The following is a 12,395-nucleotide window of genomic DNA, read 5'->3' as shown; positions in this document are numbered from 1 at the left end:
AGGAAAGTCAGCGCGAAACCACTGAAGCTCGATTGGCAACCAGTGCCTCGTGAAAGAAGCCGAAGGCTGGCGACTGATTATCTTTGCGGCGGATCAACAGTGTTTCGACCTCGCCGAGGGTGTGGGTCTTGATGTCGCTTGGCCAATGCATCATCTCCAGCACGGATCGGGGCACCACGCCGACGGCGTGGCCAGCGACGACATTTGCCAGAATGGCGTGATAGGACGCGACTTCGACGGTGCGGATTTGTCGGGCCTGCCGAATCCAATGCTCAGCCACGCGACGATAGGTGCAGCCCGGCTCAAGAGCAACGAGCACGTCCGACTGAATGTCTGCCGCGGTACGAACATTGCGGGAGGTGGGCGGAAGGACCAGAAGCAGGTCTTCCGCAAAGACCGAGTTTGCCTGGAGAAGATCAAATTGGCGCTCGGATGAGGCAGAGGCCGTGTCGGACAGATCGGCCGGAACACGGGCGATCAATGCGCAATCGATTTCCTCCGAAAGAACGCCACGGGTTAATTCGTCGGTAGCACCGATCGTCAATCGCAGAGAAATAGCCGGGTAGGTCTGACCAAACTCCTGCAACACCGAAGGAAGACGACTGGCCGCCGTGCTTTCCATCGTACCCACGCGCAGAACCTCGGCAGGTCCAGCCGAAATGACGGCATTTCTTGCGTCCTTGGCAAGCGTCGTCAAACGACGTGCATAGGAGCGGAAAACCCGCCCTTCCCGGGTCAGCGTCATCTTCTTTCCATCGCGGCTGAACAGCGCAACGCCAAGTTCGTCTTCCAGTGCGCGAACGCGGTTGGTGATATTGGACGGCGCGCGACCGATGATTGCCGCGGTACGGGTGACGCTCGATTGTTCTGCGACGACCAGGAAAATTTCGAGGGCTGTGAAATCCATTATCTCTCAAATACGAGAATTAAGATGCCACACTATTCTCGATCTCGAAACCATAATCAAGGTCGCGAAGAGGATCGATTTTCGAAGATTCAATGCCGGCGGAGAAAGAATGCGTGCATGTCGATCAGGAACGAAGACGACGAACCTGGTGGCAACCCATCGCCCGCCTGTCTCGTTTACGAGATAGGCCCGGCCCTTACGGGATTGCAGCAATCTGCCTTCTTGCTTCTTTCGGGGCGATGGCTCAGGCGCCACGGGGCCCATGACGCGGCCGCGATATCTTGCCGGCAATCGTCTTCCTGGCAACGACCGCGATCCGATCAGTGCTTTAGGATCTGGCTCAGGAAGAGCTTCGTTCGCTCATGACGCGGGTTGCTAAAGAAGTCCTGCGGAGCGCCCTCCTCGACGATTTGGCCGGAATTCATGAAGATAACCCGATCGGCAACGGCCCGCGCGAAACCCATTTCATGCGTCACGCATACCATCGTCATGCCGTCTTTGGCGAGACTCGTCATGGTCTCCAGCACCTCCGATACCATTTCCGGATCGAGCGCGGACGTCGGCTCGTCGAAGAGCATGATCTGCGGCTGCATGCATAAAGACCGGGCGATCGCCACCCGCTGCTGCTGGCCGCCGGACAGCTGGACCGGATACTTGTTTGCCTGCTCCGGGATGCGAACCCGCTCAAGGAAGCGCAAAGCGGTCTGCCGGGCCTCGGCTTCCGACTTGCCCTTGATCCACATGGGGCCGACCATGCAGTTCATCAGCACCGTCATATGCGGGAAGAGATTGAAGTGCTGAAACACCATGCCGACGTTCTTGCGCACGTCGCCGACGTTGCGCATCCGGTCATGCAGCGTGATGCCGTTGACGGTTATCTCGCCTTCCTGATGCGCCTCCAGCCGGTTGAAGCAGCGGATAAGCGTCGACTTTCCCGAGCCGGACGGACCGCACACGACGATGCGCTCTCCCTTGCGAACGGTCAGATTGATGTCCGTCAGCACCTTGAAGCTGCCGTACCACTTCGAAACGTTCTTCACTTCGATGATCTTGTCGCCGTTCATCGCACTTTGCTCCTGGCATAATGGCGCTCGATGCGCGACTGGATGAGCTCGAGGCAGATCGACAGGATCCAGTAGAGCATGGCGGCCGAAATCAGCATTTCCATGTGCTGGAAGGTCTTCTGCCCAAGTGTGCGCGCCAGGAACATCAGCTCCCAAACGCCAATCACCGATACGAGCGAGCTGTCCTTCAGCATCGAGATAAACTGATTTCCCGTCGGCGGAATGATGACGGGAAGCGCCTGCGGCAAGATGATCTTGCGCATCGTAACGCCGAAGCCGAAGCCCATCGAGCGAGAGGCTTCCCATTGCCCTCGATCGATACTCTGGATGCCGGATCGAAAGATCTCGGTCATGTAGGCGCCGTAACAAAGCGAAAGCGCCAGAATGCCGGCCGGAACCGCATCGATCACGAAGCCGAGCTGCGGCAGGCCGAGATAGATAAGATAGACCTGCATCAACAGCGGAAGCCCACGGAAAAACGAGGTGTAGAAACTCGCGATCGCATAGGCGAAACCATTGTTCGAAAGTTTTGCCACCGCGCCGAGAATGGCGATCGCCGACGCAATGACGATCGACACCGCCGACACGTAGATCGTGGTAACGAGCCCTTGCGTGATGAGGAATGGAAGCTTTTCCGCAATAAAGGGCAGGCTCAGGTGAAATGTCTCGAAGAATGCCAGGAAGAGGATCAGCAATTCCAGCCACACGATGGCGATTTGCAGCCTGAGCGGCGCAAAGCCGATAAGTACGACATTCAACGCGAATATCACGGCAATGGCGAACGCAATGGCAAAGCGCCCGTAAAGGCCCGACGTCGCGGGATCGCCGATCACCGGGCGCATGAGCTCGCCGAGCGAGGTGCCGGTCAGATTAAACAGCAGGAAAGCCACCAGAACCGTCGCAAAAACTGTCGCGACAAACCACGGCTTATGAACAAGGACTTCGGATTCAACCGTATCGGGATAAAGCATCTCTTTCCCCTTCAACCAGGTCGGCGGCTCGATTGCGCAAGCCGCCGAGATTGATGTCTGCTACTTTACGACCGTATAGTCGACGCCATACCATTTGACCGAGAGCTTGCTCAGTGTCCCATCCGCCTTCATGTCTTTTATCTCATCGGCGATCTTGTCGTTGAACGCCTTGTCCCCGTGCTCGATAGCAACGGCGAGCGGCTCGTAGAACACGGGATCGCCAAGCTGCTTGATGGGATAGTTTGCCTTCTGGGCATCGATAATGCTCGGGAGAGAGGAAACGACCGCATCGAGACGCGTGCCGTCTCCCAGGCGGAGATCGTCGAATGCGGTGGTCGAATTCGCATAGGACTTTACCTCCTTCGGCTTGAACTCATACTTGAAGGCGGGCGCGCCGGCGGCATCCAGTGTCAGGTCCTGCTTGGCGTAGGCCTCGAAGGTGGAGGTCGCCGTCGTTCCGACCACCTTCCCGTCAAGATCGGAGAGCTTGGTGGCCTTGCTGTCCTTGTGAACCGCGACGGCTGCAGGCGTATAGTAATACACTGCCGGAAAATCGAAGATCTCCGCACGCTTTTTCGTCGGCGTCATCGAGCCGACATGCATGTCCCAACGCCCGGCCCAATTGCCTGCGGTGATGATGTCCCAGCCGGGCGTTACGAACTCGACCTTCACGCCAAGGCGTTTTCCGATGTCCTTGGCGACATCGACGTCGAACCCGTCGAGCTCGTTCTTGTCGTTCATGAAAGATTGCGGCGCCCAGTTGGCATCGGTCGCGACTTTCAGGGTCTTTGCCGCCAATACCCGATCAAGGACGGCGCCGGCATTGGCAGGCAAGGCTGCCAATGCGACGGCGAGCGAAGCAGCAACGGCTGCCATTCTTGCAAGTCTATCCATCTATTTTGTTCCCTCTGTTGTCGTTATTTGATTTCAATTCCGATGCAGGATCGTATCCCCACCATCAACACGATCTTGACCCTTCACGGGAGCTTTCGTCTTCCGGCGATATCGAGCAGCCGTGGGCCGCTTGTTCCTCCGAGAGTGAGAAGTCAGCACTCTCCCTTCCGCTGCATGTCGTCCCGAACGGATCGAGCGACGCGAAAGGCCTCCACGCCTGCCGGGATGCCGCAATAGATTGCGATCTGAACCAAAGCTCCGCGAAGCTCGTCATCCGTCAGGCCGTTGCGGATCGCGCCCCGGAAATGGATCCCGAATTCGTGCATGCGGTTGGAGGCCGCCAGCATTCCCAGATTGAGAAGGCTGCGCTGCCTGAGGTCGAGTGCGTCGTCCGTCCAGGCGACACCCCAGCAATATTCGTTGAGCAGGTCCTGGAACGGGCCGGAGAAGGCGTCGGCTCCGCCGATCGCCCGGTCGACATAATCGTCGCCAAGCACCTTGCGCCTGACCGCTTCACCGTTTCGTTTCAAAGCGTCATCCATGGGCCGCCTCCTCTCCCACCAGGAATTGCCGCATCAGCGTCGCGATCCTCTCCGGCGCCTCGATCAGGATCGAATGGCGCAGACCGGGCAAGATCCGAAGCTCGGAGCCGGGAATGCGGTCATGCATGTAGCGGGCCATGCGCGGATTGGAGCCGAGATCATCCTCCCCCGTTGCAATCAGCGTCGGGCAGCGGATTTGGTCGAGAAAGCCACCGAAATCCGTTTCGGCCAGCACCCGGTAGGCTGAGGCATAACACTCGGGATCATTCTCCGCGTCACGCTGCCTTAGCCAGGCGATGATTTCCGGGTTCCGGTCCTGAAACTCTTCCGTCAGCCAGCGCGACAGCGACGCATTGTGATGATCCGCCGGCGTGCCGACACGCAGCGCCGCAAGGCGCTCCAGAACGCGGGAACGTTCCTCAGGCGTGCGGCCGGCGACCGTCGAAAGCAAGACGAGGCGGCGCAGCCGGTCGAGATGGGTCAGGGCCAAACGCTGGGCGATCAATCCACCGAGAGAAAAGCCGGCAAGATTGAAGGTCGAAAAACCCGCCCTGTCGGCAAGGGCCAGCGCCTCGTCGACGAAATCGTCGATTTCGTAGCGTCCCTTTATCCGGCTTGAACCGCCATGTCCCCGCAGGTCGAACGTCAGGACGGTGAAACGGTCCTTGAGGCGCTCGACCACCCCGGCCCAAGCCTCGAGATACGAGCCGACACCATGAATGCAAACAAGAGGATCGCCATGACCATCAATGCGATAGTTGAGCGTGACGTCACCGACGGTATGGCGCTGGGTCTCCGCCATGTCAGCCTACCGCCATCTTGCGCCCCTGCTCCTTCTCGCGCGCGGCGAAGAAGGGCAGGATTTCCTTGACGAAGAGTTCCAGCGTTCGCTTCTGCAACTCAAAGGGCAGGTTGAACGTCAGGCCGAGACAATACTGATCGACGCCTGCAGCCTCATAGACCAGCAATTTCTCGATCGCTTCGTCCGGTGTCCCGAACATCAGGTTCTTGCGAATGTTATCCGGGTTATAATTGTCCTTGCCTTTGACCGCCTCGTAAGGGACCGCTTCCGGGAAGCCTTCCCGTACCGTGCCGATGTTCTGCATGAGGTTTTCGAAGGCGCGGCCATAGTCCATGCTGTGTTGGACAGCGAGTTCCCAGCCATCCGGCTTGTCATAGACGCAGGTCCGGCGCTGCATCATGAAGCGCGGGCGCGGGACTTCCGGATGATCGGCAACCGCCTTGTGAAACTTGTCCGAAAGAACCTGTATTTCCGCCGCGGGCGCCGAAAGCGGAGTGGACAGGATGCTGGCACCATTGGCAATCGCCCAGTCGAACGACCCTGGATCGCGCGCTGCAACCCATATCGGCGGATGCGGCTGCTGCAGCGGCTTCGGCACCGAGGTCGCAACCGGAAATGTCCAATAGTGGCCGTCATGGGCATAGTCGCCCGCCCAGAGCTTCTTAACCGCGGGCACGATCTCTTTCATATAGGCCACCCCCTCCTGCTGGGGCATGCCTCCGGCCATTCTGTCGAACTCATACTGATAGGAGCCACGGGCAATACCGAACTCGAGGCGGCCGTCGGTCAGATGGTCGCAAAGCGCTGCCTCGCCAGCCAGGCGGATGGGGTTCCAATAGGGAGCGACGAGCGTCGACGTTCCCAGGCGAATCTGCTGTGTATGCTGCGCCAGCCAGACCAGCGTCTGGAACGGATTGGGAGAGATCGTGCATTCGATCGTGTGGTGCTCGGCCGTCCACAGCGCCTCGAAGCCGCCCTCGTCGGCGATCCGCGCGAGTTCCAGCAGGTTGCTCTTTGCCCTGGACATAGGAACGTCCGGTGAGAACCGTTCCATGGTCAGCGATACCGCGAATTTCATCTGTTTACCTCCCTTTCGGGTTTGTTTTCTTCTGCGTCTTCACTTCAGGCGGATGACGAACGGGTCCTGCATGGCGCCGGAATAGTCGATGATGATGTTCTTGAGGCGCGAGAACTCCCGCATGACCTCGAAGCCGCCGCGCCGGCCGTAACCGCTCTCCTTGAAGCCGCCATTGGCGGACATGAAGGAGGATGAGCGGTAGGTATTGATCCATACCGTTCCGGCCTCGATCTGGTTGGCGAAGCGCATGGCCCGATCGATGTTCTGCGTCCAGATACCGGAGGCCAGGCCATAATTCGTGTCGTTGGCGAGGCTGATCATCTCTTCTTCGGTCCTGAACGGCATGACGCCGACAACCGGTCCGAAGAGTTCGTCACGCATGAAGGACATGTCGTTCTGCGCCTCGACCATCACGGTCGGCTCGAAATACCAGCCGCGAGAAAGATCCTGAGCTTGCGGCCGCTTGCCGCCAGTTGCGATCCTGGCCCCCTCCCTGACCCCGGACGCGACATAGGTCTCGACCTTGGAAAGCTGGTCGGCCAGCGCCAGCGGGCCGATGTCCGTCTCCGCAACCATCGGGTGACCGACCCTGATGCGCTGCGTACGGGCAACCAATGCATCGATGAAGCGATCATAGACGCTTGCCTCGACAAAGCAGCGGGATCCGGCAACGCAGGTCTGGCCGGCGGCGGCAAAAACCCCCGAGACCACGCCGTTGACCGCATGTTCGATATCGACGTCACCGAAAACGACGTGTGGCGACTTTCCGCCGAGCTCCATCGAACACGGGATGAGATTCATGGCCGCGTTGCCCGCAATGCGACGACCAGTGTTCGTGCTGCCGGTAAAGACGTATTTGGCAACGCCCGGGTGGCGCGTCAGGGCTTCGCCGGCGCTTTTGCCGGTGCCGGTCACCACGTTTACGACGCCCTCGGGAAAACCCGCCTCTGCTATGAGTTCGGCCAGCGCCAGCGTCGATGCCGTTGCATGCTCCGAAGGCTTGATGACGACGGTGTTGCCAATTGCCAGACAGGGCGCGAGCGTCCCCGTCAAAAGCATCAGAGGCGAATTCCAGGGTGTGATCATGCCGACTACGCCGAGCGGTTCGCGCATGTTGAAATTCAGCATGTCGAGCTTGTTGACCGGGATCGTTTCGCCTTGCAGCTTGTCGGCCATGCCGGCGAAGTAATGGTAGCTGTCCGGCATGGCACGCATCTGGGCGCGCATTTCCTTGATCAGTTTGCCGTTGTCGCGCGTCTCGATTTCCGCGAGCTCATCGGCGTGCTGCAGGACAAGATCCGCCAGCCTGCGCACCAGCCTGCCGCGATCGGTCTGCGTCATGCGCCGCCAGGCGGGATTGCGAAAGGCCTTGCCGGCAGCGGCGACGGCATCGTCCACATCCGCGGCATCGGCTTCGGCAAACTCGTACCAGGGCTCGCCGGTGGTCGGATCGTAGCTTGCAATATAATTGCCGCTCTTTGGCGCGACGAAACGGCCGTTAATGAATAGCAGCTGCCGCGAGCCTTCGAGTGATTTGACCGTCGTCTTCATGTTCCTCGTCCTATTCGTGTGAGCTTTGCATCCAGGCATGGGCCTCACCGTCGATCATCGCGACGCGGCCGCCATCGTCGGAATCCATGTAGATGCCGAAGCGCATTTCGCGTCGCTCCCGCACATAGCGGCGCAGCATCGAGCGCAGTTCGTGAGTGGGCACCTGCTCGTAAGGGATCTCATCGACGTGGAAGAATTTCAGTCCGACGGGCAGGTCGGCCGGCATTCCCTCATCCGCAAGGCGCGCGCGATAGATCAGGTAGCCCGGATCGCTGTCGGCGACGTCGAAGACGGAATAGAGGAACGTGTTGTCCGGCAGGAGCCGTAGCGCTCCGCCCCCGTCGACGACCAGCTGGCTGTCCGCCTTTCGCCGCCGTGCCGTTGGAAGCACCCAACCACCCTTGCCATCCGACCGGAGCAGCAGATGATCGTTAGCCTCGATCAGATAGCCTATGATCATCCCGTGCGAGGCGAGCCAACCGGCGGGAAGCGGATCCTTTACGCTCGCATAGCGTCCCCGGCAAAAGCCGAGGGGAGCCGAGGGGCTGGTGCCAAACGCCCGCACCTCTCCGATCAGAACGGCATGATCCCCGGCATCCATGCGATTGAAGACCGAACAATCGAACCAGGTTAGGCTATCCGTCAGGACTGGCGCTCCGGTATGGATGCGATCGTGGTTGACCGACTGGAACTTGTCCGGAGATTTGGAGGCGAAGGTTGCCGAAACGTCGACCTGTCCCTCGTGAAGGATGTTGACGGCGAAGCAATCGGAACCGGTGAAAGCCTGATAGCTCGAGGCGGATTTGGCGACGCAAACCAGCAGCAGCGGCGGATTGAGGGAGACGGAGGTAAACGAATTTGCGGTCATTCCGCGCGGGGTGCCGTCTTCATCGAGCGTCGTGATGACGGTCACGCCCGTCACGAACGTCCCAAAGGCCCGGCGCAATGCGATCGGGTCGATGGAGGTATCCATCATTGCCGCCGTGTCCGCCATGCCCTCGTGCCTCCTCTGTCTTCGTTGAGAGCAAGCTACCGGGGGCGATCCCACGATTCTTCCTCACCATCGGCGGACGAGGACTAAAACTTCTGCTCCGGTTCGTAGGAGGTGAAAATGGCCGGCAAAAACGCCCCTCAAGACATAAGGTACGGCAGGAAAACTAGGCCTTCGAACCAGCCGGCCGATTGTCTATGACACCGTGGAGACGAATTGCCAGTTCGACGGCGAAGCGCTTGTCCGGACTTTCGACATCGACGCCGAAGAGTTCCTGTATGCGTGACAGGCGATACCGAAGCGTCGTCACATGAAGCCCCATCGTATCGGCGCAAGCCTGGCTGCGGCAGCCTTCCTGCAAATAGGTCGATAGCGTCTCGAGATAGGGCGTGCCGTTCTCGCGATCATGATCGGCAATGGCGCCGACGCTTTCCTGCACGAAGCTGCGGATATCGCCAGCCTCCGAGGCTGCAACCAGCATCGGTAGCGGCCCGAAATCCTGCGCCGCGAGCGCTCCGGTCAGGCCAAAAGACCGTCCGATGCGGATCATTCTGCCGCATCGCTCCCAGGCGGGCGGATAGTCGGCAAGCGTCAGGCATCGGCTGCCCGCCACCACGATGGGCTCCTCGTCGAAATAGCGGCCGAGCTCTTCCGCAATACGACGCGTAAGCTTGGCGGTGCGTTCCTGCTTTTTGCCGGCATCGTAAGGAACGAGGCAAACAACGCCGCCATCGACCGCCACAAGGCTTGCCTGCAGTTGTACCTGCTGCATGATCCGCGAAAGCGTGTGGTCCACATCGATGGATGCTCCGCCGAATGCCTTGGTTTTCTCCGGAAAATCGATGACGATCATCTGTTGAGGTACAGAGAAGCTCAGTCCGAGACGCAGCGCCCGCTGAGCAATATCATTGGCATTGCGCCATCGCGCCTCGACAACCTCGAAAAACAATTCGCTCTGCGTGCGGGTCTCGAAGCGAAAACGGATGAAACTACGCATCATCTGGACGCTGAGCGCAAACTTGGCGCTGTCGAGCATAAGCAGATCCAGATCGCTGAACTCCCGCTCCGTCGGGAAGATGATCAGCGCGCCGACCAATTGCATGTCTACGCTCAGTGCCTCGATGCGGGCGGAAAGCTTGAAACGTCTGTTGCCATCGTCGAGAAACAGGCTGGCCGTATCCGCCATGCCGGTCTCGATGGTCTCGCGCGCGGTCTTCATGAGAGATCTGGCAAGACCGTTTGAGGCCATTTCCTGCCAGGCGCTGTCATCGAGCGATGCCGATGGTGATCGGCCCGCAATCAGTTGATTGGCCGTAAAGTCGAGGACGACAAGCGGATTGGCAAACATCGTTCCAACCATGGCCGACAGCGACGAAACGGACCCGTCGCTGAGGACATGCTCAAGAAGCGACGTATGGGTCTTCAATGCTCGCTCAAGCCTCTGGGCTGACCGCTTCTCCGCCTCCAGCCGATGCTCGCGCTCGACCGCTATGGCCCCCAGATGAATGATCGTGCCGAGAAAAGCGAGATCTTCGGCGGAAACGTCGGTGATCTGGCGTGCAATGACGCTCAGCACCATTGGCCGACCCTCCGCGTCCCGGCAGTTCATCGGCATCACGAGCACGGTTCGATAGTCGCGCTCGAACGCCTCTTTGCGGTAGCCCGGAAACTCGGAGGATTCTCTCGCATCACGGATATAGATGGGTTCGTTTCGCTGCAGAGCGATCAGAGAAGGACTTGTCGCCAGTTCCCATTTGTCCGGCAGTTGCCTTTCGATCAACGTCGGATCATGCCGAACGATCACATGCGCATAGCCATGGGCGGCATCGATCCCCATGATGGAGCCAAGCGCCCAATTGGCATGACGGCAGGCGGCAGCGATGAGGTGCTGGAGGATGGTCTGGAGATTGCCGCCGCTGTTGATCTGGCTGGCGACATCACGAAGGGACAATATCTGCGACGTCTGATCCAAATGACCGTTTCTCCCAATCCGGAGCGACATCATGCGTCTCAGCGCCCTTCCCGTCTACTTCGTTCCAGTGGAAGTTTTACCGGCTATTTCCACCAAATCGAGGATGAACAACGCGGCACGCCCGCTAATCTGCACCGGACTTAAACATTCTATAGCGGTACTTGGGCATGGCACTTGAGATTAGAAAAATCTGCACTTTCCTGGAAGAAACGCTGGTGGAAGGCGGAAAGGCTGCGCCGCGTCCGGTGAATATCGTCGTGGTTGCCGCGATCATCCCCAATCCCTGGGCGGGCCGCGGTTTCGTCGAAAATCTGAGGCCGGAAATCATCCGCATTGCCGGCGAGTTGAGCCAGGAAATGACAATCAGGTTGCTGCGCCAGATGCCGGCGGACAAGATCGAGGCATGCGGCAAAGCGGCGGCCGTCGGTGTCAACGGCGAAATCGAGCATGCATCGGCGATGATCCACACGCTACGTTTTGGAAATCCCTTCCGCGAGGCGATCGGTGGCACCAACTACCTGGAATTCGCCAATACCCGCAATGCGCCGGGAGCGCTTCTTTCTCTACCGATGATGCACAAGAGCGAAAATGGAAAGCGCTCGCATTTCCTGACCGCCAGCTTCCAGATAGCCGATGCGCCCGGCCCCGACGAAATCATCGTCGCCATCGGCGCCTCCGACAACGGTCGCGCACATGCGCGCATCGCCGATCGCTTTCAAGATATTGCCGAGATGGAGGCGGAAAAGGCCGCGCTTGGCTGACCTCCTCCCGACCAAAGAAACAGGCATCCATTTTGCCGATACGGCTGATCTGGCGACAGCCGTCATGGCCGCGGCACTTGCTGTCGGGAGGGATGGGTAAGGCTTGCTCTCCTCCGAGCACGGCGAGATCTTAGAAAACTGCCAGGCGCCAGGCCTGGCGTCGTCGAAACCTTCGCGCGCAGATCGACATTCTTCTGCACCAAGCCCCTCAAAGGAAAGCGCCCCCCGCGACAGCGGCCGAAGTGGCTGGCGAGGGTATGCGCGGCGGGACGCTTTCGCCGGTCGAATCCAATGCTTGCCAGCCCAGTCTTCGAATGCCATTGGTCTGAGAATGACAAGTGACACGTAAGCAGCGTTCAAATGAAACTTGATGCTATCGATCTTCGGATACTGGATGCCATTCAACGCGATGGCCGCATCACCAAACTTGCCCTCGCCGACAAGGTCGGACTATCTCCCACGCCATGCTGGCTACGCCTGCGAAAGCTGGAAAAGACCGGAATCATCACGGGCTATCATGCACGCCTGTCGCTGCGCCGCCTCGCCCCGATCGCAAACGTCATGGTCGAGCTCACGCTTTCCAATCACCGCCAAGCCGACTTCGATCGCTTCGAGAGGGCGGTCGCGGCTACTCCCGAGATCGTTGCCTGCTGGGCCGTCGGCGGCGGTGTCGACTACATCTTGAAGATCATGGCAACCAATATCGATGCCTATCAGCGCCTGATAGACGATCTCCTCGATCGCGAGGTCGGCATCGAACGTTACTTCACCTATATCGTGACCAAGACGGTGAAAGAGGAGACGACACTGCCCGTCACCGAACTGCTTTCCGCAGACACTCCTGGCGACGAGTAGAGAAACT

Annotated in this window: 12 protein-coding genes; 2 read left to right on the top strand and 10 right to left on the bottom strand. The window is 59.3% G+C overall.

All coding sequences use genetic code 11. The features are described from left to right. Nucleotides 1-7: 7 nt before the first annotated feature. The 10 genes from GR212_RS20250 to GR212_RS20205 form a co-directional block, all read right to left on the bottom strand. Nucleotides 8-907 carry a LysR substrate-binding domain-containing protein gene (locus tag GR212_RS20250; protein WP_163988716.1) on the bottom strand — a complete coding sequence of 300 codons (900 nt, stop codon included), beginning with the start codon at nucleotides 905-907 and terminating at the stop codon, nucleotides 8-10. 320 nt (nucleotides 908-1,227) lie between these two features. Next, a complete protein-coding gene (locus tag GR212_RS20245) occupies nucleotides 1,228-1,971 on the bottom strand; it encodes an amino acid ABC transporter ATP-binding protein (protein ID WP_163988714.1) in 744 nt (247 codons plus the stop codon). Next, nucleotides 1,968-2,942 (bottom strand): amino acid ABC transporter permease, encoded by a 975-nt coding sequence (locus GR212_RS20240; RefSeq protein WP_163988712.1) that lies wholly within the window; start codon nucleotides 2,940-2,942, stop codon nucleotides 1,968-1,970. Before GR212_RS20240 ends, GR212_RS20245 begins: the two co-directional genes overlap by 4 nt. A gap of 60 nt (nucleotides 2,943-3,002) precedes the next feature. Next, the gene (locus GR212_RS20235) at nucleotides 3,003-3,836 is read right to left on the bottom strand and encodes a transporter substrate-binding domain-containing protein (protein ID WP_163988710.1); all 834 of its coding nucleotides are present in this window, start codon (nucleotides 3,834-3,836) and stop codon (nucleotides 3,003-3,005) included. Nucleotides 3,837-3,988: 152 nt separating this feature from the next. Continuing rightward, complete coding sequence (locus GR212_RS20230; RefSeq protein ID WP_163988708.1) at nucleotides 3,989-4,378, bottom strand: carboxymuconolactone decarboxylase family protein; 390 nt, start codon at nucleotides 4,376-4,378, stop codon at nucleotides 3,989-3,991. Next, entirely contained in the window at nucleotides 4,371-5,180 is an 810-nt protein-coding gene (locus GR212_RS20225) for an alpha/beta fold hydrolase (RefSeq protein WP_163988706.1), read from the bottom strand. The genes GR212_RS20230 and GR212_RS20225 overlap by 8 nt, the downstream gene beginning before the upstream one ends. Nucleotide 5,181: 1 nt before the next feature. Next, complete coding sequence (locus GR212_RS20220) at nucleotides 5,182-6,258, bottom strand: LLM class flavin-dependent oxidoreductase (protein WP_163988704.1); 1,077 nt, start codon at nucleotides 6,256-6,258, stop codon at nucleotides 5,182-5,184. Nucleotides 6,259-6,297: 39 nt separating this feature from the next. Continuing rightward, nucleotides 6,298-7,809: an aldehyde dehydrogenase gene (locus GR212_RS20215; protein ID WP_163988702.1), complete on the bottom strand. Its 1,512-nt coding sequence runs from the start codon at nucleotides 7,807-7,809 to the stop codon at nucleotides 6,298-6,300. 10 nt (nucleotides 7,810-7,819) lie between these two features. Continuing rightward, entirely contained in the window at nucleotides 7,820-8,803 is a 984-nt protein-coding gene (locus GR212_RS20210; protein WP_163988700.1) for a flavin reductase family protein, read from the bottom strand. Between the two features lie 163 nt (nucleotides 8,804-8,966). Beyond that, nucleotides 8,967-10,772, bottom strand: a complete 1,806-nt coding sequence (locus tag GR212_RS20205) for a helix-turn-helix domain-containing protein (protein ID WP_163988698.1) — start codon at nucleotides 10,770-10,772, stop codon at nucleotides 8,967-8,969. A 167-nt stretch (nucleotides 10,773-10,939) separates the two neighbouring features. On the opposite strand from GR212_RS20205, the gene GR212_RS20200 reads away from it, so the two are divergent. Then, nucleotides 10,940-11,533, top strand: a complete 594-nt coding sequence (locus GR212_RS20200; protein ID WP_163988696.1) for an amino acid synthesis family protein — start codon at nucleotides 10,940-10,942, stop codon at nucleotides 11,531-11,533. Nucleotides 11,534-11,893: 360 nt separating this feature from the next. Continuing rightward, on the top strand, nucleotides 11,894-12,388 hold the full coding sequence (locus GR212_RS20195) for an Lrp/AsnC family transcriptional regulator (protein ID WP_163988695.1): 495 nt from the start codon (nucleotides 11,894-11,896) through the stop codon (nucleotides 12,386-12,388). The last annotated feature ends 7 nt before the right edge of the window (nucleotides 12,389-12,395 follow it).

This window comes from Martinezella lusitana (genome assembly GCF_010668395.1).
Lineage (GTDB): Bacteria > Pseudomonadota > Alphaproteobacteria > Rhizobiales > Rhizobiaceae > Rhizobium > Rhizobium lusitanum_A.
This window is presented reverse-complemented; position numbering and strand designations above follow the sequence as displayed.

Bases quoted from the DNA above. Each gene is read 5' to 3' on its own strand.
- GR212_RS20245 (WP_163988714.1), bottom strand. From the start codon at position 1,971: ATGAACGGCGACAAGATCATCGAAGTGAAGAACGTTTCGAAGTGGTAC.
- GR212_RS20230 (WP_163988708.1), bottom strand. From the start codon at position 4,378: ATGGATGACGCTTTGAAACGAAACGGTGAAGCGGTCAGGCGCAAGGTG.
- GR212_RS20250 (WP_163988716.1), bottom strand. From the start codon at position 907: ATGGATTTCACAGCCCTCGAAATTTTCCTGGTCGTCGCAGAACAATCG.
- GR212_RS20215 (WP_163988702.1), bottom strand. From the start codon at position 7,809: ATGAAGACGACGGTCAAATCACTCGAAGGCTCGCGGCAGCTGCTATTC.
- GR212_RS20210 (WP_163988700.1), bottom strand. From the start codon at position 8,803: ATGGCGGACACGGCGGCAATGATGGATACCTCCATCGACCCGATCGCA.
- GR212_RS20225 (WP_163988706.1), bottom strand. From the start codon at position 5,180: ATGGCGGAGACCCAGCGCCATACCGTCGGTGACGTCACGCTCAACTAT.
- GR212_RS20220 (WP_163988704.1), bottom strand. From the start codon at position 6,258: ATGAAATTCGCGGTATCGCTGACCATGGAACGGTTCTCACCGGACGTT.
- GR212_RS20200 (WP_163988696.1), top strand. From the start codon at position 10,940: ATGGCACTTGAGATTAGAAAAATCTGCACTTTCCTGGAAGAAACGCTG.
- GR212_RS20240 (WP_163988712.1), bottom strand. From the start codon at position 2,942: ATGCTTTATCCCGATACGGTTGAATCCGAAGTCCTTGTTCATAAGCCG.
- GR212_RS20235 (WP_163988710.1), bottom strand. From the start codon at position 3,836: ATGGATAGACTTGCAAGAATGGCAGCCGTTGCTGCTTCGCTCGCCGTC.
- GR212_RS20195 (WP_163988695.1), top strand. From the start codon at position 11,894: ATGAAACTTGATGCTATCGATCTTCGGATACTGGATGCCATTCAACGC.